Here is a 21,420-nt window from a genome sequence, read left to right on the forward strand (position 1 = left end):
CATATTGACTTTATAGGAAATAAGGTTTATTATATCAATAATTTCCAAGGGTTGCCAGACAGCAGCAAAGGTGTCTGGCAATATTTTTTAAGTAATAAACATACTAACACACTATGTATGTATGAATGGTGGGTATATAATAAATTTAAAGCCCATAAGAAAGGAGCAGACCTATGAAATATCTTGAACATAACGGACATTCTAATAAAAAAAGGTATAAATTATGTATGCTTCTTATTATGTGTATTACGATGACATATATAGCGGCAGGCTGTGGCAGTAAGAGAGATGGACTTACAATAACTAATGTTTCTTATGACCCTACAAGAGAGTTCTATGAGGAATATAACAAAGTCTTTGCCGATTACTATATGGCTGAATACGGAAAGCAGATAAAGGTTATACAATCTCACGGAGGTTCAGGAAGTCAGGCACGCTCAGTAGTTGAAGGCTGTAATGCAGATGTTGTTACACTTGCACTTGAACACGATATATCCCTTATAGAGAATACAGGTCTTATTGATGCAGGCTGGAAGGACGAATATGATAAAGACTCATCTCCGTATACTTCAACGATTGTATTTCTTGTAAGAAAGGGCAATCCGCTTAATATATCAGACTGGGATGATTTAATTAAAGATGGTGTTGAGGTTATAACACCAGATCCTAAGAGCAGTGGTGGAGCGTGCTGGAATTTCCTTGCGGCATTAAGCTATGCAAGAGATAAGAATAACAGTGAAGATAAGCAGAAGGAATTCTTAGGAAAGCTGTATGCTAATGTATCAGTGCTGGATTCCGGAGCAAGGGGCTCAACAACAACATTTGTTGAGAATAAAAAAGGCGATGTGCTTATTGCATGGGAGAATGAGGCACTTACATCATTAGCTTCATATCCTGATGAATATGAGATTGTCACACCATCTGTAAGTATTCTCGCACAGCCAAGTGTGGCAGTTGTAGATGATAATGTTAAAGTCAACAAGACAGAGGAGCTTGCAAGCGAATATTTATCATTCCTGTATTCAAAGCAGGCACAAAGAATAGCCGCAGATTATGGATACAGACCAACAGATGAAGAGGTATTGAATGAATATAGTGGTAAATTCAATCTTACAATAAAGCTTGATACAATAGCTGATTACGGCGGCTGGACTCAGGCATACAAGATATATTTTGATGATGGAGGCTGGTTTGATGAAATCTATAACAACTGATAGAACAATTGATAATAATAAACAGCCAGACTATGATACAGCGTTTGATGAAATAAAGAATAGCAGAAAATTCGGTAAAGATAAAAAAGTACGTGTTATACCGGGATTTCATTTAACACTTGGAATTACAGTTACTATGTTATCACTTATAGTATTAATTCCACTTGCTTCGGTTATGGTATATTCACTTAAGCTTCCACCAGCCGAATTTATAAGGCTGGTTACTAAGCAGAATGTCGTCAATGCTTTTGTTACAAGCATTGGATGTTCATTCATAGCGGCAGTAATCAACTGCGTGTTTGGAACAATAATTGCATGGACGTTTGTTAAATACGATTTTGCTGGAAAAAGAGTGCTTGACGGACTTATAGAACTTCCATTTGCACTTCCAACAGCGGTAGCTGGTATTACATTATCGAAAATGTATTCTGAAACCGGAATACTTGGCAAACCGCTTGCTTCAATAGGTATAAAGGTATCTTACACACATCTTGGACTTATTACAGCACTTGTGTTTGTAGGAATTCCATTTGTTGTAAGAGCGGTAATGCCTGTTCTTGAAAAGATGGATTCTCAATATGAGGAAGCGGCATATATGTTAGGTGCAAGCCCATCAAAGACATTTTTTAAAGTAATCCTTCCAGAAATCAGCCCGGCACTTCTTACAGGCTTCGGACTTGCATTTGCAAGGGGAATAGGAGAATATGGAAGCGTTATATACATATCAGGCAACAGTGCCAAGGAACATACACAGGTTGTATCCTATGTAATAATGCAGAAGCTTAATTATATTGATTATGCTTCGGCGACAGCGATTGCACTTGTTATGCTTATAATATCTTTTCTGATACTTCTTATCATTAATATAATACAGATGAGGCAGGCAAAGCGTACAATGTAGAGAAAATGGAGGTTAAATATGAGCGAGAATGATAAGCCTGAAAAAAGAAAAAGAAGAACAAGAAGCATATGTATTCTTATCACTGTTTTGTTTATAACAGTTATGCTGATTATGCCTCTATTATCAATAATAGCAAGTTCATTAAAAGAGGGCTTTAGTTTTTACATTAAATCAATAACAACTCCATATGTATTGAGTGCGTTGAAGGTAACAATTATTGCTACTGTTGCTGCAGTTGTTATTAATACATTATTTGGAATTATAGCGGCATGGTTACTTACAAGATTTGATTTTAAAGGCAAGCAGGTGCTTGCAACACTTATTGATATACCATTTTCTATATCACCGGTTATTGTAGGTCTTGCGTTTCTTATGACATTTGGACGACTTGGTTTTTTCTATCCTGTTATAAGATGGTTTAATGAGTTTACAGGAAGCAATATAAGAATAGCCTTTGCGATACCGGGAGTTGTGCTTGCTACAATATTTGTTACATTTCCATATGTATCAAGAGAGATAATACCAGTGCTTAACTCACTCGGAAAGGACGAGGAGGAAGCGGCGGCTTTAATGGGTGCTAATGGTTTTACAATATTTTTTAAGATAACTCTTCCTAATATAAAATGGTCGTTGATATACGGAATAATTCTATGTACATCAAGAGCATTAGGAGAGTTCGGTGCGGTTAATGCATTATCAAAGACAAGAGGAGAGACATTCACGCTTCCACTTGAGATAGATGCACTGTATATGTCGGGTACAGATACATCAATAACATCGGCATTTGCAGTATCATCAATATTAGTAATTATAGCGATTATAGTTCTTGTATTAAGGAATATATTTGAACACAGACAAAGTGATTATAAGAAAGGAGGGCAAAAGTAATGTACGTTGAGATGAAGAATATTTTTAAGCAGTATGGAAACTTTCGTGCATCTGATAATGTGAATTTCGGAATAGAAAAGGGAAAGCTTGTTGCATTGCTTGGTCCTTCGGGAAGCGGTAAGACAACAATATTAAGAATGATTGCAGGTCTTGAAACACCAAGCTTTGGAGATATATATATTGATGGAAAGAGAGTTAATGATGTACCAGCTAATCAAAGAGAGATTGGTTTCGTATTTCAGAACTATGCTCTTTTTCGACATATGACAGTTTATGATAATATAGCATTTGGACTTAAGCTTAAGAAAGTTCCAAAAGATGAGATTAAGAAAAGAGTTACAGAGCTTCTTGATATAACAGGGCTTGCAGGTCTTGAGAAAAGGTATCCTAACCAGTTATCAGGTGGACAAAGACAGAGAGTAGCTTTTGCAAGAGCGTTAGCACCTAATCCATCAGTGCTTCTGTTAGATGAACCATTTGCGGCGATTGATGCAAAGGTAAGGACAGAACTTAGAACGTGGCTTCGCAGTATGGTTACCAGGCTTGGAATAACAAGTATATTCGTCACACACGATCAGGACGAAGCTGTTGAAGTGGCTGACGAGATTATAATTACTAACCACGGAAAGATAGAGCAGATGGGAAGTCCGATAGAGATATACAAATCTCCAGCAACACCATTTGTTGTTGAATTCATTGGAAAAGCTTCAGAGGTTAATGATTATTCAAAATTAAAAGGTTTTGATGAGATACAGGGAGCTAAAAGAGCAATAATAAGACCTGAATTTGTGAAGCTTTCTAAGTATGGAAAGCTCCAGCAGTACAACAGTGCTGCTGAGGAAGGTTATGTTGAGGATATTCTTTTCAGAGGCAATCATCTTGATGTAACTGTTAATATTGGAGGAACAATGATAACAGGAGAGTGGTCACTTGAGAAAGAGCCGCTACAGGTTGGGGAAAAGGTTCACGTTCTTATATATAGAATATACGCAGTTGATGATGAAAAGACATATCTTTGCGAGAACAAGGGTATGAGGGATGATGACGTATTCTATATTTAACCAGATTAAAGTTATGTTTCTGCCAGGTTAAATGCTTTGTGTGTATACGCACAGCTTCAGATTAGTATATATCTGATAAAGACCTGTGGACAAGTTTTACAATGAGAAAGGAAAGTTTATGCAGATTAATGGTTTAAACAGATTAACAACAGATGTGCTTATTATAGGTGGTGGAACAGCAGGCTGTTATGCGGCACTTACAATAAGGGAAAAGTCAGATGCTTCAATTATAATTGCAGAAAAGGCGAATATAAAGAGAAGCGGCTGTCTTGCGGCTGGTGTTAATGCGATAAATGCTTACATAGTTGAAGGCAGAAAGCCAGAGGATTATGTTGAATATGCAAAGAAAGATGCTGACGATATTGTGAGGGAAGATTTACTTCTTACAATGTCAGAAAGACTTAACGAAGTAACAGCCAAGATGGAAAAGCTTGGACTTGTAATTCTTAAAGATGAGAATGGCAGATATGTTGCAAGAGGCAACCGTAATATTAAGATTAACGGTGAGAATATTAAGCCAATACTTGCAGATGCAGTAAATAGTCTTGAAAATGTAATTGTAATTAACAGACTTAATATAACTGATTACATAGTAAAGGATAATACAATTCTTGGTGCTGTTGGTTTTAATATTGATACTGGTGAAGCTTATGAGATAAGAGCTAAGAAGGTATTATGTGCGACTGGTGGAGCGGCTGGATTGTACAAGCCTAACAATCCAGGATTTTCAAGACATAAAATGTGGTATCCTCCATTTAATACAGGTGCTGGTTTTGCTATGGGTATTAATGCAGGTGCAGAGATGACAACGTTTGAAATGCGTTTTATAGCTTTAAGATGTAAAGATACAATAGCTCCTACAGGAACAATAGCACAGGGAGTTGGTGCAAAGCAGGTGAATTCTTTAGGTGAGGTATACGAGAACCGGTATGGACTTACAACTTCACAGAGAGTATACGGAACTGTAAGGGAGAACATTGAGGGCAGAGGTCCTTGTTACTTAAGAACAGAAGGAATAAGCAGTGAGCAGGATGAGTCATTAAAGAAAGCATACCTTAATATGGCACCAAGCCAGACACTTAAATGGATAGAGTCTGGAAAGAACCCAAGTGAGCAGAATGTTGAGATAGAAGGAACAGAGCCTTATATTGTAGGCGGACATACGGCGAGTGGTTACTGGGTTGATACTAATAGAAGGACAACAATCAATGGTCTTTATGCGGCAGGAGATGTTGCAGGAGGCTGTCCTCAGAAGTATGTGACAGGTGCTATGGCAGAAGGTGAAATTGCGGCAGAAGATATTGTTAAGGAATTGAATAGATCGGACATCACAGAGAATGCATTTTCACAGAGTACAGCTGATGAATATGCAGACAAGCTTACTGATGAAAGAATAAAAGAATATAACGAATATCTTAGGCGTGAGGATAAAGATACCATTTTCTCGACAGAAGAACTTGAGGAAGCTATGCAGAAGGTTATGGATACATATGCTGGTGGTATAGGAAGTCATTACCAGTTCAATGAAAAGCAGCTTAAGCTTGCCAAAGAAAAGATTGAACAGATAGAAACTCTTTCAGAAAAAGCTAACGCTAAAGATTATCATGAGCTTATGTTTGTATATGAATTAAAGGAAAGACTTACAGTCTGTCAGGTGCTTATAGAACATTTGAAAGCAAGAAAAGAAACAAGATGGCACAGCTTTGCGGAGAACCTTGATTACCCAGAGAAGTCAGATGAATGGCTTAAGTATGTTAATACAAGAAAGGTAGACGGAAGGATAGAAGTGAAATATAGAAATCTTGTGGGAAGAGGTGAGACATATGAGCATAGTAATTAATAAGGAGAAATGTGCTGGCTGCGGACAATGCAGTATCGTCTGTCCGGGAAGTCTTATTAAGATGGGAGAAGATAAGAAAGCATATATGAAGTATCCTAAGGACTGCTGGGGATGTTCATCTTGTATCAAGGAATGTAAGTTTGAAGCTATCGCACTTTATCTTGGAGCAGATATGGGAGGTATGGGAAGTAAGATGAGCGTTATTTCCAAAGGCGACTTCCTTAACTGGAATATAGATAAGACAGACGGAAGCAGGGAAACGATAGTAATTAATAAGAAGGAATCTAATAAATACTAGAAAGGACGGATAAAAGAATGGCAGAGTTATCACATCTTGATCAGCTTGAAGCTGAGGCAATATATATAATAAGAGAGGTGGCGGCTGAGTGTGAAAAGCCGGTTATGCTTTACTCAATAGGAAAGGATAGTTCAGTAATGCTTCATCTTGCAATGAAAGCATTCTATCCGGAGAAGCCACCATTTCCATTTCTTCATGTTAACACAACATGGAAGTTTAAGGAAATGATTAAGTTCAGAGATGAAACAGCTAAGAAGCTTGGCATTGAAATGTTAGAATATATCAATGAAGATGGTGTTAAGAAAGGAATTAATCCTTTCGACTATGGTTCAGTGTATACAGATATTATGAAGACACAGGCATTAAAGCAGGCACTTAATAAATATGGTTTCACAGCAGCTTTTGGTGGTGGACGTAGAGATGAAGAAAAGTCAAGAGCCAAAGAAAGAATATTCTCTTTCCGTAATGAAAACCACGCATGGGATCCTAAGAACCAGAGACCAGAGATGTGGAAGTTATACAATTCACGTATTAACAAGGGTGAAAGCATAAGAGTATTCCCAATCTCTAACTGGACAGAGACTGATATATGGCAGTACATAAAGAGAGAAAATATAGATATCGTACCTCTTTACTTTGCGGATAAAAGACCAGTTGTTGAAAGAGACGGAATGTTAATTATGGTTGATGATGATCGTTTCAAGTTAAGAGAAGGCGAAAAGATTGAATACAAGAATGTAAGATTCAGAACACTTGGCTGCTATCCTCTTACTGGTGGTGTTGAGTCTAATGCAACAACACTTGATGAAATTATTGATGAAACTCTTAGTGCAGTATCTTCTGAGAGAACAACAAGAGTAATTGATAATGAAGCAGCAGGTAGTATGGAAAGAAGAAAGAGAGAGGGGTATTTCTAAGATGATAGGATTGTTAAAATTTATTACATGCGGAAGCGTGGATGATGGAAAGTCTACATTAATAGGACATATATTATATGATTCAAAGCTTTTATATGCCGATCAGGAAAAGGCTTTAGAGCTTGACAGTAAAGTAGGAAGCCGAGGTGGTGCTATTGATTACTCGCTTCTTCTTGACGGACTTATGGCAGAACGTGAACAGGGTATCACAATCGATGTTGCTTACAGATATTTTACAACAGATAAGAGAAGCTTTATCGTAGCTGATACACCAGGTCACGAAGAATATACAAGAAATATGGCGGTTGGTGCTTCATTTGCTGACCTTGCAATAATTCTTATTGATGCTAAGCAGGGCGTTCTTGTGCAGACTAAAAGACACGCAAGAATATGTGCCCTTATGGGAATTAAATATTTCGTATTTGCAGTAAACAAGATGGATTTAGTTGGTTACTCAGAAGAAAGATTTAACGAGATAACTAAGCAGATTGATGAATTATCTAAAGAACTTGGACTTGCAAGTGTAAAGATTATCCCTGTATCAGCAACAGAGGGTGACAATATTACAGTTAAATCTGATAATACACCTTGGTATCCAGGCGAAGCACTTCTTACTTACCTTGAAAATGTGGATGTAAGCGAAAAGAAGAAGGAAGAAGGTTTTTATATGCCAGTTCAGAGAGTATGCCGTCCAGACCATACTTTCAGAGGATTTCAGGGTCAGATTGAATCAGGCGTTGTATCAGTTGGTGATGATATAATCACACTTCCTAGTGGTGAGTCAGCTAAGGTTAAGAGTATTCTTATTGGTGATAAGGATAGTCAGTCAGCACAGGAAGGACAGCCAGTTACAATCCAGCTTGACAAAGAAGTTGACGTATCAAGAGGATGTGTACTTTCAAGCGGAACAACACTTCCAGTAAGCAAGTCACTTACAGCAACAATACTCTGGATGGACGATGCAGAACTTACAGTTGGTAAGGATTACATTGTTAAGATTGGCACTAAGCAGGTTCTTGGTGTATTAAAGAACATTCAGTACAAGATAGACGTCAATACAGGAAATTTCCTTCCAGCTAATGGACTTAGCAAGAATGAGATAGCAGTGTGCGATATTGGACTTCAGGAAGCAGTTGTTATTGATGAATTTGCAAAACATAAGACGCTTGGCGAACTTATTCTTATAGATAGAATAAGCAATATGACATCTGCCTGCGGTGTTGTCACAGATTCGAGTGCATATGATAACAAAGAAGTAAAATGTGCATTTGTAAATGGAAGCCTTAAAGGAAATGCAGATATATTTGAAGAATATTATTATAACCTTGAAAGTGCCACAGTTACAAAGGTAAGCCCATCAGGCAAGACATACAAGGTCGGAGATGTAATTAACGTAAGCGGTGAGACATACAGCTATCCAGATAACATTGATGTAATCGTTCTTCGTGATAAAGTAGCAGTTACAGTAAGAGATAAGAAGATAGAAGCAATCACAAAGTTAGAAGAATATACATACACAGGAACACCAGTAATCAACAGCCGTGGCTTTGAAATCAGGCTCAATGGTGAGGATGACTACAACAACCTTATAAATGACTTAAATGCCATCGAAACGGCTAACAAACCACTCAATGATGAATTCTTCAACAAGTGGACAAAATTCGATACTTACAGAAAAATCATCTTCAAGGATGAAGTATGGGAATATGTAATATAATGAGCCGTGCCTGACTTAACAGCAAAGTGATGCTTGTGCTTGCACAAAGCAGCACTTTGAAGCTAAGTCAGATAGGGCGAAGCCCGACAGTTCCAGAAGCCAGAGGCTTCTGGAACTTGCACGGTGTAAGCATCTTCTCCCACCCACCAGCCTATGAACAGTGCGTTAGCACGCCTTCATAGGAACAAATATTAAATATAAACATATATACTAACAATATCCTCTCGTCCAGAGAGAAAAAACTACCATATATGCCACGGTAAGTCATTATCAGACTATCATTGCAATTATTACAATATTCTTCACCCCACATTATTGCGAACCAACCTAAGATTATGTATAATATTATCTATTATGATATGCATGCAGAAAGTAATTTTGCTACTCACATCATTATATTATTAATGTACGAAAGCAGGCGGATAATTATGGAGTTTGTTATATGTGATGATGATAGATTGTACGCATCCCAGTTTATTGAACAGCTTAAAGTGTTGGAAAGCCAATACGATGAGCTGTTCAATTGCGTTTATTATGACCATTATGAGAACTTTATGGAGAGCCTTAGAAATAAGGAATGTGATAAAGCCGATATATATTTTTTAGACATAGAATTTGGCGAAGTGTATGGTATGGACGTGGCAAAGATTATAACAAGAATGAACAGGAATGCCGGTATTGTGTACATTACGAATTATGAAGAATATGCAATCAAGGCATTTGTGTGCAGACCATTAGGATTTATAAGAAAAAAGCACGATGCAGAGGATATAAAAGTTACAATGGATAAGATAATATCATATATGAATGATAAAAATGTGTTGTATACCTTTAAGAATAACAGGAATACGCTTGTGTTAAATCTTTCGACAGTATTATACATAGAAATGTCCAATCATGATATGAACATATATATGACAGATGACTGCCGGGTTGTAAGGGATAAGATTTCAAGAGTAGAGAAGGAATTGGCGGCTAAAGGCTTCGTTAAGATTAACAGGTCAAGTCTTGTTAATATGGAGCATATTGTAAATATTAAAGATGATGAGGTAATAATTGATAATGGTACAAAGCTGTATATAACTGGCAATAAGCAGGAAATGATTATACGTGACTGGCAGGCGTATATTATGGGATATAGTGAGCAGTAAGAGTAAGTGATAGAAAAAGCTGAAAGAATATGCAGATATAGTAAGCGTTACGGGTATATACAGTTTAGCGAATGCTGGATAGAATATACATAGTAAATGATAAAAAAGATTGGAGAAAATATGGATAAAGTTTCGTTTATAGTTGAAACACTTGCAAATATTAATCAGAGCATTTTGCTTATATATTTTTTATGCGGTACATTGAACGTTAATAAAAAGATTAATTCCAAGATTGCAGTAATATCAGGTGTTTCGATAATATTTGCATATCTGGAAATCCAGTATATGGTTGTTCCGTTTGAGGGACTTGGTGTTGGCATATTGTGGGCAATGCTTGTCATATATGCGTGCCTTTTTATGGATGGCAATATATTTCAGAAAATGTATGCTTCAATGTTTATTATAGCAACTATAATATTTGTTACGGTACTTTTGGGCAGTATAATGGGAGCATTGTATAATGTGCATTTTATAGAATTCACAGGAACAGCTTCTATGGAAAAGTGCCTGCTGGTTATTCTTATACAGATAACAATATGGATTGTTGCGGTAATACTTGTAAGAATATTAAGAAGATACAGCTATGGAGTGAATATTAAGGACACGGTAATAATTATGGCGGCTATGATAATGTCAGTTATTATCACCAATGAAGTGCAGATGATGTCAACAGATAGTGATGCTGAGAAAATGATAGTGCGCTCAATTATAATAATGATATGTGTAACAATAATGTTTATCCTGTGTGTGGCATTGTATGAGATTATACAACGCAGTACATACGCTCTTATGGAGCAGACAATAATGGAACAGGCATATAAAAGCAGATTAGAAAATGTCGAGGATATAGAAACGAATGTCGAGCGTATATCAAGAATAAAACACGAACTTAATAAGACACTGATTGCTGCTAATCTTATGCTTAAGGATGGACGTACTGAGGAGGCAAGAGAATTCTTAAGCCAGTTTGATGGAGATCTGGATAAAATAATTGTTGAGAAAATGTATACTAATAATATAATTATCAACGAGTTCCTTACAAAGAAATCTAAAGATTGCAGACAGAAAAACATAGATTTTGTGGCTGTTGTCAACGGAGAGTTAAAGCTCATTAAAAATGTAGATATATTCTGTGTGCTTTCTAATCTGCTTGATAATGCAATTGAGGCTCAGACATTTGTTGATAATAAGAGAGTTGAGGTATTTATAGATGAGAATGAGGATGTATGTTCCTTAAAAATATATAACAGCATATCAGATGATATGGTAAAAGCCTTCAAAGAAGATACTTTATTTAAGACACACAAAAAGGATAAATTAATGCATGGATATGGTCTTAAAAATGTAAATGATGTTGTAAAGAAATATAATGGCAGAATTAATTATTCAATAATAGGTACTTGTGTTCTTTGCTGTAGTGTAATTCTTTACAGGGAAAAATAAATTCACGACATATAAGATATAATTCACGACACGCTTATTGAAATGATGGAAATAAATGTTAATATTAAATCAGCTTTTGTGCTAACTCGAATAAGGGATGAGAGTTGAGGATAGAATGAGAGCTGATTTATCAGCATCAGATATATTAATACTTGTAACGTCAGACGTCAGGTAGGAAAGGAGTTGGAAGATATGAAGAAGAGCAATGTATTATTAAATTGTGTTGCTAAGGCGGCACAGCATTCTGCTAAGAAGGCTGTAAACAGTGCTTCAATATGGAGCTGCTATCAGCCAAAAGAACCACAGGCAGCAGATAAGTTAAAGAAGAACAGATAATACCAATGTATTACTGAGAGGTAAGGGGATAGGGATAATGCTAGGAAGAATAGCAGATAGTATTGCAGTTCTTTTTTTGAAGAAGAACATAATTAATGAAGATGAGCTCCCTGTATACCAATATGGTATGCAGGTGCTTATCTGCAATATAGCAGGAATGTTGACAGTCCTTATTGTCGGCATATTAATATCAAGACTGGTTGAAAGCATAATATTTATTACAATCTATGCTACATTAAGAATATATACAGGAGGGTATCATGCAAGAACTCCATTAGTATGTAATATAGTATTTCTTGGGACATATTTAGTTACAGTTATGCTTGAAGCTTTAAAAGTCAATAATTCGGTTGTATGGATAATGTATTTATTATCCTGCCTTATAATATTAAGATTTTCACCAATAGAGAATGTTAATAAAGAATTAGATGAGAAAGACAAAGAAATATATCGTAATAAAAGTTTGATAATTAGTACATTATTATTGATGATATTATTAGCGGGTGACATTACAGACAGATATAGTAATGGTGCAGTTAATAATATTATGATGAATATGTATAGTGATATAAGCCTTTATATGAAGCTTGTTATAATAAGCATAGCAGTGCTTATGTTATATGCACTTTTTAAAGATAAATAGTTAATATAATAATATCTATATATAATTCCCATAGGTTATATGCTTAAAAGAGTACAAACCTATGGGATTTTTGCGTGTATAATAGATATGTGAAATTTAAGCAGAAAATGTGAGCGGAAAAGTGGTATAATATTGACAATAAATGGCTGATGATACAGAATAAATTGTCTTGTTAATAATCAGGGAGAAGCATATTAATATGAATATTGAAAGCGATTTTAATAATAATATAGATAAGACTGATAGATGGATAGTACATTATCACCTTCCCGGTCTGTTTGAATTCTATGAGTTTTATAAAGTATTCTTGTCATTGTTTTATGAGCACAGGGAGTATTTTTATGACTGGTGTGATATAGGTTCTATATATGGTGCACCAGCGGATTGCATATGGGGCGGCGGGCGTGCCGGCTTTGGAGATAGTGAGGCAGAAAAAGTATTTTCACTTATGGCACAATATGGAATATCGGCAAGACTTACATTCAGCAATTCGCTTATCAGGAAGGAACATCTGGCAGATGTGAAATGTAATAAGTTGTGTGAATTATTAAAGGCGGCTTCGAAATTGCATAGTGATTATAAGGTTACATCTGAATATGCGTCTAAAGATTATTCTATAGATAATTCGATAAGAGATACTGCATTTAAAAATGGAATTATAGTTCACTCAGATATTCTGCTTGACTATTTAAAAAATAAATATCCAGAGTTTTGTTTCGTTTCATCTACAACCAAGGTACTAACAGATTATAATGATTTGCTGAACGAGGTAAACAGAGATGATTTTAGTTATGTTGTGCCAGATTTCAGGTTGAATAAATGCTTTGATAAGCTGGGGACGATGACACAGGAACAGAAAGATAAGATTGAATTTTTATGTAACGAGTGCTGCTGGATTGACTGTTATGACCGTAAAGCCTGTTATGAGACTGTAAGCCGTATGAATCTGGGCGAAAATTGCAACGGGCATATATGTGTGTCGCCTGAGGCAGGCGAGGGATATAGATTTTCCAAGGCAATGCACAACCCGGCATTTATAAGTGTAGATGATATCAGGAATATATATATGCCTATGGGATTTACCAATTTTAAAATAGAGGGCAGAAGCCTTGGAAGTGCACTGGTGCTGGAATTTCTTCTTTATTATATGACTAAGCCGGAATACCAGATAAATGTAAGAGAAGAGATATATCTTGATAATATGCTTGATATATTTTAATACGAATATTGCGAGTATAATTTTAATAATATTTAGGATATTAAAAATATTGAAAATAAATAATAATATACAATATTTATCAAAAAAAGGAGAATAATACTATGAAAAACTCAGCTGTTCAAAGTGCTGTTACACAGAATATTAATATGTTAAATAAGTTACATATGGCTATGATTGAATTATATAAGGGGGATTCCAGGAGAATACAGCATTTCTGTAAAGTTCACAGTTATGCCAGGTTGATTGCCCAGATGGAAAATGTAGATTACAAGACTTTGTTTATTATTGAAACAGCGGCACTGACACACGACATAGGGATTCATACATGTGAAGAAAAATATGGAGAGTGTGGCGGCAGATTGCAGGAAAAGGAAGGACCTGCACTTGCTAAAGAGCTTCTTGAAAGACTTGGATTTGAAACAGACATTTCAGAAAGAGTGCAGTATCTGATTGCACATCATCATACATATAGTAATATTGACGGGATTGATTACCAGATACTTGTTGAGGCTGATTTTCTTGTAAATATGTATGAAGATGGTGTATCAAAAGATGCAGTGTTAAAAGCTTACAATAATATTTTTAAGACAAAATATGGGAAATATATATGTAAGGATATGTTCTTAATTGATTGAAAAAATATTGATAAAAATATAAGTATGTAAGGTATATGATTATGAGAATCAACACATAATACATATGTATAAGAGATTGCAATGTAAATTAACAATCCTAATTCATAGTGGTGGCAGAATTGATTTCTGATATGCACATCGCAAAATAACCAGATTAAGAAAAGAGGCATATGTATGTTGTTGACTGAAAAAGAAATGTCGGTATTAAAGGATCTTCAGACACAGGAAAAGAATTGTATTGATAAGTACGAGAAGTATGCAGGACTTGCAAAGGACGATGAGTTAAAACAGCTTTTTGAAGAGCTTAAGAAAAAGGAGCAGGAACATTATAAGACGATAGGTCAGATTTTAAATGGTGAAGTGCCATCCTGCGATTGTAATGATACAGCAGGAAAGGACTATCAGCCAAAGGGCAGTTATTCAAAGAGTGAAGAGTCAGAGGATAAAAAGAATGACTGTTTTCTTGCAACAGACAGCATAGGAACAGAAAAGCTTGTATCAGGTGAATATAATTCCAATGTATTTGCGTGTACTTTAACATCTATAAGAAAAGTGCTTGCAGATATAGAGATAGAAGAACAAAATCACGCTGAAATGCTTTATAAGTATAAAATGGCGAATGGTATGCAGTAGATAGTTTGATAACTACATTAAAAACAAAGAAAATAAGTAAATACTCAGAAAAAAATAATCAAAATATAAAACGCTATGTTATCATTGTGTGATTTCATAGCGTTTTATTAAATACCACGGTTATTTAACGGCTGAATTATTTTTCTCATCAGCTTCTTTAGTAGCCTGATGGTCTATTCGGCATCCGAATATAATACCGCCAACAATTAATAAAACAACAATTCCTACAGTTATATTTCCAACCATATAATACTCCTTTTCTGATTTAATTAAGTTAATATTTCAATTCGTTAAATTTAATGTTTAGCCAAATTATATTGTACTGTCAGCTAACTGTATATTTAGCTGACTGCACAGTTAGTCTGTTCAGATTAGTCAAATAAAGAGATTTTATATTTAACTGCTCTGAATATTTTATAGATTATGGTTACTACAATGCCTAAAGTTATGCCTAAAGTAGAACCAACAGCTATAAGACCGCCTATAGCTATGCCTATATATGTTAAAATGTTCATAATATCTCCACTTCTTATAAAATGTATTAAATTGTTGTAATATACATTGAGGCTGGTTTATTACAAATATATACATTTTATACATAATTATTTATTGCATATTATATGAATTCACTTTGAGATAATTATTTTGAACCGTCCTTTTTATGGATATAATCAACAATAATCGTTGAATAAGATGGATTGATATCCAAAGAATAATTAAATGAATATATGTGATAGAAATTGTCAATATTAAAGTTATTATGTAAAATAACAGCGACAATTGAGCGTATTAATAGACGTGTTCCCGTTCTTGGCAACACATTTTCTGAAGTAATAGCTGTCTGATTACCAAGCATCTCTGATGTACATGGTCTGTAATCATTTATAGAAGATTTTGGCGTAGTAATAAGCTGGAAATCGTGGAAATCAGCTTCTGTTTCATACGATATCTCAGTGAGAGCAGTCTGCACATTGTAGAAACACAGTCCGCCAAAGAACATTGCTATTATAAATATGCAGCTTAATAAGCGTAAACATCGTTTCTTCATAACAATACCGCCAATCCTTTCTATAGTCTGTTAATATGAAGATAATAGCATATTAAGAAAATTTTGTTAATAGTCAATTAGCAGGATAATAGATTAATTGCTGTTAGTTTATATCAAAAAATATGTCATACAATACGGTATATAAAATATAGTAAAAAAATGCTGGACAAATGTCATACAATAATGTAATATTAATCAAGTCGGGTGACCGATATAACAAATAAGCAGTCGTGGCGGAATTGGCATACGCGCTAGACTAAGGATCTAGTCCATATTGCTTGGGTGCGGGTTCAAGTCCCGCCGACTGCACTTGATTAAGGAACTCAGCGAGAGTTCCTTTTTTGTTGCATAATAGTATATGTTCCATATTGGATAAAGCTATGAATAAAACATTTAAAGTAGTATTCTTTTAATATATTAATTATAAAAACACTTGCATATTATAAATTTATATGATATTCTTTATATAAAGTATACTTAATGAATTGATTCTATACACCAATACAATATATGTCCCAGTTAATCCCAATATTTAATAATAATAATCCCGATATATTAATTATATAATAAATATTATAACAATGTGAAAATTGAGAAGAAACACTGTTATCCTAATAATATAAGAAATAACATAGTTATAATGTAAGAATAATAAAAAATAGCGTAACAGCCATAATTAATTACAGTAATGATATTTGCTGTTACAATAAATGTTTAACTATAGTTTAGTGAATGATGCGGAAAGGAAATAGAATTTGCAAAAAAGAACGAAAAGATATAATTATAGGATTTTTTTACTTAATACATATATGAATAATAATAAATTGCGTTTAATAATATTAAAATGTAAGCCGTTAAAGACTGCATTTATAAGAATTACAGCAATACTGCTGTTTATTATATGCGGCGTAACAGAGTGTATGGCGGACGTTAATACATCAGCATTTTTACATAAAAAAGATGTTATTGATTTGAATAATAATAGTATTGAATTTACATACTGGGACGGCTACGATCACAAGATTAAGACAAAGAATTATACAATATCATCAGACTGGCGCAATGCTATGCTTATATGGAGTGAGGATTTAACAGGGACAATAGGCACTAATACGACAATATATGGACCATATACATGGCTTCCGGCGGGAGATTACAGAGTAAGCTTTAAGCTTACTGCATATGGGTGGAATACTTTGAAATATTGGGATATAGGAGTTAATTTTGGACAGCAGAATACGGGATACCGCAACAAGTATGACAGGTCAAATTGTCAGATTAATGCTGACACAACAGTGAGCGACATAGTGTGTGGAGGTAATGATACAGGAGGTAATTTAGATTATACTATTCATACTAATGGTGACAGTGCAGATTATGAGTTAAGGACATATTTTAACAGGGATGTTGATTTTGGGATTGGTGCACCTGAACACGAACTTGGTAAGATAGGACAATTTATAAGAGAGATTACGATATGTTCTCTGGATAGTAATACCATATATTATGATGCAGATGGTGGATTGCTTGATAAGGAGGAAGCAGGGACACTTACTGATACGAACTGGGGAGCTGACAGAGGAGATGTATCAATTCCGGCTAAGGAAGGATATATATTTGAGGGGTGGTATGGTTATAGTAAAGCATCTAATATAACTTCTAACAGGGACGAGCTTACATTTGATACAGATAGTGAATATGTTATGCTGTGGGATAGCAAGGGCAAGGCTTGCAGTAATGTATTAAAAGAAGCCAGCTACAGTGATTATACGGTATATGCCAGGTGGAAGCCGAAGGATAAAGTTATAAAATATATATCTAATACATCGTCAGTGGTAAGCAATATGCCACAGGATATTAATACGGTGTACGGTTCGGAGGTTTCATTATCGGGGCAGAGTCCGTCAAGAAAGCTGTTTAAGTTTGATGGGTGGAATACTGAGGCTGATGGGAGTGGTGATATGTATTATCCTCTGGAAGCTGTAACTGAACTTACAAAGCTTTCAGAGGACACAGTTAATCTATATGCACAGTGGCAGCAGCAAAGATTTATGTATATTAAAGCTTCATCAACGACCTATTGTGATACTCTTATTAAGAGGACACCTAATGATGAACTCTGGTATACAGGCATAGGCAGTAATACAATCCGCAGTCTGCCAGATAGTATGAATAGCTGGCAGGTGCAGAAATGGTACATTGATAAGAATGGCAGTATATATAAGGATAATTATATAAATGTATAATTACATAAAAATATAATAGTCACCCTCATCATCAGAGAATTTTTTATAGGTTGTGTGGAATACATCTTCAATAATATGTGTTTTAAGGCAGTTGGCGGGTGTGTCACTTATTGCAATCTTACGGTCGTTCATTATAACAAGATTATCAGATATTCTTATTGCATCAGATAAATCGTGTAGTACAAGAATGATTGTTTTGCCTGATTTTTTAAGTTTATTAACCATAGAGAAGAAAGTCCTCTTGCCCTCAAGGTCAAGATAAGTGACAGGTTCGTCCATAATTATAATCCGGCTGTCCTGTGCGAGTATCATAGAGAAGAATACACGCTGCCTTATTCCGCCAGAAAGTGTGTCGGTATTATCTTCAGAATAAGGCATTACATTAGTGAATTCCATTGAATTATTGACTATTTCATTATCTTTATCTGTTTTACGTCTTGTAAAGCCAAGATAAGGAAATCTGCCGTGTTCTACTAATGTTCTTACAGGAAGTACAGGGATAACGGTTCTTATTTGCGGAAGAAATGCTATTCTTTTGGCTCTTTCTTTTAATGGCAGTGACAGGATATTTTCATTATCTACTGTAATAGTGCCTGCTGTAACTTTAGAACAGCCATTAAGGCACTGAAGAAGGGTTGTTTTGCCGCATCCATTAGGACCGATTATCGTTGTTATCTGTCCTTTTGGAAATGTTATATTAATATCATTTAATATATTGGTTCTGGATACGGCTACATTAACGTGTTCATATTTAAGCATTTATTCGTCTGCCTCCTTTTTTCTTTAATAAAAGGTACATAAAGAATGGACCTCCGATAAAAGCCATAATTATTCCAGCAGGAAGTTCATATGGAGCAGCTATAAGACGACCAATGATATCACATATAAGTACAAATGAAGCACCAAGCAAAGCACTTGTTGGCAGGAGGTATCTTGCATCACTTCCGAATAAAGTCCTGCATATATGAGGAACAATAAGACCTATGAAGCTTAATAGGCCAGCAAAGCTTACAACAAGACCTGCCATTATGCTTGATAATACAAGAAGAAAGAATCTTGTAAGTGGAACATTCAATCCTAAAGAGCGGGCATAGTCATCACCTAATGAAAGTATATTAAGCGGCTTGGCCAGAATGAAGGATACAAGTACAGCAGCTATAATTCCAATTGCTGGCAGTGCTATTTTGTTAAATGTAAGTCCGGATAAAGTACCCATAAGAAAAGAAGTGATATTAAGGGTTATATCTGTATTTATTAATTTGATAGTGTTAATACCTGCATTAAGAAAGGAAGATACAGTTATTCCGGCAAGTATAATGGTTGTTCGTGAGCTGTCAGCCATATATGCAAGTGCATATATGGCAAGTGTTGTTAAAAGTGCACCTACAAATGAAGCTATAGATGTGGCATATCCTGAATGAGGGAATAACATCATAGCAAGCATTACAAAGAAGCCTGCACCGGAATTGACACCTATTGTATTAGGACTTGCAAGTGCATTATTCATAACGCCCTGAAGGATAACACCAGCAACAGAAAGTCCCATACCGGCAATAATGGCACCAAGCATACGAGGAAGACGTATGTTCATTATTAATATGTAAGTCACAGAAGTCTTGTCGGGGGTAAAGAAGCATTTTAGTATATCTGCTGGATTGATATATACGCTTCCTAGCATAACGCTTAGAAAAGAAGCTGTTATTAAAAGTCCAAAGAGCAATATATATATGTATATATGTCTTGAACGGCTGTTTGATTTTGAGTTGGTTTTATTGGTCATAGTTGTTATTTTCCTTATAATAAATATATGTGAATAGAGTATCATAAACCGCTAATTTATTCAATTCATATTTACATACCGAATTTATATGAAATAACTATTGACAAATATTAACATAAGGGTTAAAATTCAATTCATATTAAACAAGTAGGTTTGTAGTTTATACGAAATGGAGATAATGATATGAGATTTAATACAGCTTTACTTCATGGCGATTTCAGAGGAGATAAGAATACTGGTGCGACACAGACACCTATATATCAGTCAAGTGCATTTGAGCATGCGAGTGCTGAGACACTCGAGAAGATATTTAATAATATGGCACCTGGATTTTCATACAGTAGAATTAGCAATCCAACAATAGAAGCATTTGAGAAAAGAATGACAGTTCTTGAGGGCGGTGTTGCGAGTGTTGCCTGTTCATCAGGTATGGCAGCAATAACGAATGCCTTTACTAATATATTACAAAGTGGTGACGAGATTGTATGCAGTGCAAGCTTATATGGCGGAAGCATTGATTTATTCAGGGATTTAGAAAGCTTTGGAATTAAGACACATTATGTTAATAATAATGATGTGGAACAGTTCAGAGCAGCTACGAATGAGAATACTAGGCTTTATTTTGCAGAGACAATTGGTAACCCAAGACTTGATGTAACAGATATCAGATTAATAGCTGATGAAGCTCATAGGGCAGGCGTTCCATTTATCGTTGATAACACAGTTGCTACAGCATATCTTATTAAGCCAATAGAGTATGGTGCGGATATAGTTGTTAATTCAACATCGAAGTATGTTAATGGCAATAGTAATTCAATCAGTGGTGTCATAACTGATTCTGGTAATTTTAAATGGGATATTATAAAATATCCTGGTATGAAAGATTTTAAGAAATATGGTCCATATGCGTATACAGCCAAGTTAAGAAATGGAATATACCGTAACACAGGAGCTTGTTTATCACCACAGAATGCATTTTATAACATTCTTGGAATTGAGACACTTGGAATAAGAATGGAGCGTGTCTGTAGCAATGCAATGATATTAGCTAAGTATCTTAATGATAATTATGGTAATCTTAGTGTTAATTATCCAGGGCTTGAGAATAGCGAATTCTATGATATTGCTAAGAAAGAACTTAACAACGGATTTGGTGGCATAATAACAATCCGTACAGGAAGCAAAGAGAAAGCATTTAAGTTTATTAACGCATTAAAGATTCCGCTTAATGTATCTAACATAGGTGATACTAAGACATTGGTTATACATCCAAGCTCAACAATCAGTGCTCACAGCACAGAGGAAGAGAAGAAGATTGCTGGTGTATATGATGATCTGGTGAGAATAAGCGTAGGAATAGAAGATGTGCAGGACCTTATAGAAGATTTCACACAGGCGTTAAAAGCAGCTAATTAAATATCAAAAAACGACTAAGAAAAGAATAGAAATG

At 35.1% G+C, this 21,420-nt stretch carries 22 protein-coding genes and 1 tRNA gene; 18 read left to right on the plus strand and 5 right to left on the minus strand.

Annotated elements, in window-relative coordinates; genetic code table 11:
* Positions 1-173 precede the first annotated feature (173 nt).
* The 15 genes from C7390_RS04095 (at position 174) to C7390_RS04165 (ending at position 14,896) form a co-directional block, all read left to right on the plus strand.
* Positions 174-1,214: a sulfate ABC transporter substrate-binding protein gene (locus C7390_RS04095; RefSeq protein ID WP_022502858.1), complete on the plus strand. Its 1,041-nt coding sequence runs from the start codon at positions 174-176 to the stop codon at positions 1,212-1,214.
* Positions 1,195-2,115, plus strand: coding sequence for a sulfate ABC transporter permease subunit CysT (cysT, locus tag C7390_RS04100; protein WP_082421596.1), 921 nt, complete (start codon positions 1,195-1,197; stop codon positions 2,113-2,115). The genes C7390_RS04095 and cysT overlap by 20 nt, the downstream gene beginning before the upstream one ends.
* Before the next feature lie 18 nt (positions 2,116-2,133).
* On the plus strand, positions 2,134-3,003 hold the full coding sequence (locus C7390_RS04105) for a sulfate ABC transporter permease (RefSeq protein WP_116443654.1): 870 nt from the start codon (positions 2,134-2,136) through the stop codon (positions 3,001-3,003).
* On the plus strand, positions 3,003-4,064 hold the full coding sequence (locus C7390_RS04110; RefSeq protein ID WP_022502855.1) for an ABC transporter ATP-binding protein: 1,062 nt from the start codon (positions 3,003-3,005) through the stop codon (positions 4,062-4,064). Before C7390_RS04105 ends, C7390_RS04110 begins: the two co-directional genes overlap by 1 nt.
* A 118-nt stretch (positions 4,065-4,182) precedes the next feature.
* Positions 4,183-5,904: an adenylyl-sulfate reductase subunit alpha gene (locus C7390_RS04115; protein WP_090139495.1), complete on the plus strand. Its 1,722-nt coding sequence runs from the start codon at positions 4,183-4,185 to the stop codon at positions 5,902-5,904.
* Complete coding sequence (locus tag C7390_RS04120; RefSeq protein ID WP_022502852.1) at positions 5,888-6,202, plus strand: 4Fe-4S dicluster domain-containing protein; 315 nt, start codon at positions 5,888-5,890, stop codon at positions 6,200-6,202. The genes C7390_RS04115 and C7390_RS04120 overlap by 17 nt, the downstream gene beginning before the upstream one ends.
* 17 nt (positions 6,203-6,219) lie before the next feature.
* A complete protein-coding gene (gene cysD, locus C7390_RS04125) occupies positions 6,220-7,119 on the plus strand; it encodes a sulfate adenylyltransferase subunit CysD (RefSeq protein ID WP_090139497.1) in 900 nt (299 codons plus the stop codon).
* Entirely contained in the window at positions 7,070-8,836 is a 1,767-nt protein-coding gene (locus C7390_RS04130; RefSeq protein ID WP_318295553.1) for a sulfate adenylyltransferase subunit 1, read from the plus strand. The genes cysD and C7390_RS04130 overlap by 50 nt, the downstream gene beginning before the upstream one ends.
* Before the next feature lie 428 nt (positions 8,837-9,264).
* The gene (locus tag C7390_RS04135) at positions 9,265-9,987 is read left to right on the plus strand and encodes a LytR/AlgR family response regulator transcription factor (protein ID WP_055306448.1); all 723 of its coding nucleotides are present in this window, start codon (positions 9,265-9,267) and stop codon (positions 9,985-9,987) included.
* 120 nt (positions 9,988-10,107) lie between these two features.
* Positions 10,108-11,430, plus strand: coding sequence for a sensor histidine kinase (locus tag C7390_RS04140; RefSeq protein WP_055175486.1), 1,323 nt, complete (start codon positions 10,108-10,110; stop codon positions 11,428-11,430).
* A gap of 192 nt (positions 11,431-11,622) precedes the next feature.
* Positions 11,623-11,766: a cyclic lactone autoinducer peptide gene (locus C7390_RS04145; RefSeq protein WP_116443655.1), complete on the plus strand. Its 144-nt coding sequence runs from the start codon at positions 11,623-11,625 to the stop codon at positions 11,764-11,766.
* 37 nt (positions 11,767-11,803) lie between these two features.
* A complete protein-coding gene (locus C7390_RS04150) occupies positions 11,804-12,409 on the plus strand; it encodes an accessory gene regulator ArgB-like protein (RefSeq protein WP_055175483.1) in 606 nt (201 codons plus the stop codon).
* Between the two features lie 199 nt (positions 12,410-12,608).
* Positions 12,609-13,628, plus strand: coding sequence for a hypothetical protein (locus C7390_RS04155; protein ID WP_116443656.1), 1,020 nt, complete (start codon positions 12,609-12,611; stop codon positions 13,626-13,628).
* A gap of 101 nt (positions 13,629-13,729) precedes the next feature.
* A complete protein-coding gene (locus C7390_RS04160) occupies positions 13,730-14,263 on the plus strand; it encodes an HD domain-containing protein (RefSeq protein WP_318255707.1) in 534 nt (177 codons plus the stop codon).
* A gap of 174 nt (positions 14,264-14,437) precedes the next feature.
* Positions 14,438-14,896 (plus strand): ferritin-like domain-containing protein, encoded by a 459-nt coding sequence (locus C7390_RS04165; RefSeq protein ID WP_022502843.1) that lies wholly within the window; start codon positions 14,438-14,440, stop codon positions 14,894-14,896.
* Positions 14,897-15,016: 120 nt separating this feature from the next.
* On the opposite strand, the gene C7390_RS13590 is transcribed toward C7390_RS04165, so the two are convergent.
* The 3 genes from C7390_RS13590 to C7390_RS04170 all read right to left on the minus strand — a co-directional run bounded on the left by C7390_RS13590 (position 15,017) and on the right by C7390_RS04170 (position 15,944).
* The gene (locus C7390_RS13590) at positions 15,017-15,142 is read right to left on the minus strand and encodes a hypothetical protein (RefSeq protein WP_022502842.1); all 126 of its coding nucleotides are present in this window, start codon (positions 15,140-15,142) and stop codon (positions 15,017-15,019) included.
* A 125-nt stretch (positions 15,143-15,267) separates the two neighbouring features.
* Positions 15,268-15,411, minus strand: a complete 144-nt coding sequence (locus tag C7390_RS13595) for a hypothetical protein (protein WP_318255708.1) — start codon at positions 15,409-15,411, stop codon at positions 15,268-15,270.
* Between the two features lie 125 nt (positions 15,412-15,536).
* A complete protein-coding gene (locus C7390_RS04170) occupies positions 15,537-15,944 on the minus strand; it encodes a hypothetical protein (RefSeq protein ID WP_116443657.1) in 408 nt (135 codons plus the stop codon).
* 224 nt (positions 15,945-16,168) lie between these two features.
* Between C7390_RS04170 and C7390_RS04175 the strand changes: the two genes are divergently transcribed.
* Positions 16,169-16,253, plus strand: a tRNA-Leu gene (locus C7390_RS04175).
* Positions 16,254-16,768: 515 nt separating this feature from the next.
* Positions 16,769-18,190 carry an InlB B-repeat-containing protein gene (locus tag C7390_RS04180; RefSeq protein WP_318295554.1) on the plus strand — a complete coding sequence of 474 codons (1,422 nt, stop codon included), beginning with the start codon at positions 16,769-16,771 and terminating at the stop codon, positions 18,188-18,190.
* Here C7390_RS04180 and C7390_RS04185 read toward each other — a convergent pair whose 3' ends face one another.
* Complete coding sequence (locus C7390_RS04185) at positions 18,191-18,949, minus strand: ABC transporter ATP-binding protein (RefSeq protein WP_022502838.1); 759 nt, start codon at positions 18,947-18,949, stop codon at positions 18,191-18,193.
* Positions 18,942-19,970, minus strand: a complete 1,029-nt coding sequence (locus tag C7390_RS04190) for a FecCD family ABC transporter permease (protein WP_022502837.1) — start codon at positions 19,968-19,970, stop codon at positions 18,942-18,944. Before C7390_RS04190 ends, C7390_RS04185 begins: the two co-directional genes overlap by 8 nt.
* Before the next feature lie 183 nt (positions 19,971-20,153).
* Here C7390_RS04190 and C7390_RS04195 point away from each other — a divergent pair, with 183 nt between their 5' ends.
* Positions 20,154-21,386, plus strand: a complete 1,233-nt coding sequence (locus tag C7390_RS04195) for an O-acetylhomoserine aminocarboxypropyltransferase/cysteine synthase family protein (RefSeq protein WP_116443659.1) — start codon at positions 20,154-20,156, stop codon at positions 21,384-21,386.
* Positions 21,387-21,420 lie beyond the last annotated feature (34 nt).

Source organism: Bacteroides galacturonicus, from assembly GCF_003096855.1.
Lineage (GTDB): Bacteria > Bacillota > Clostridia > Lachnospirales > Lachnospiraceae > Lachnospira > Lachnospira rogosae.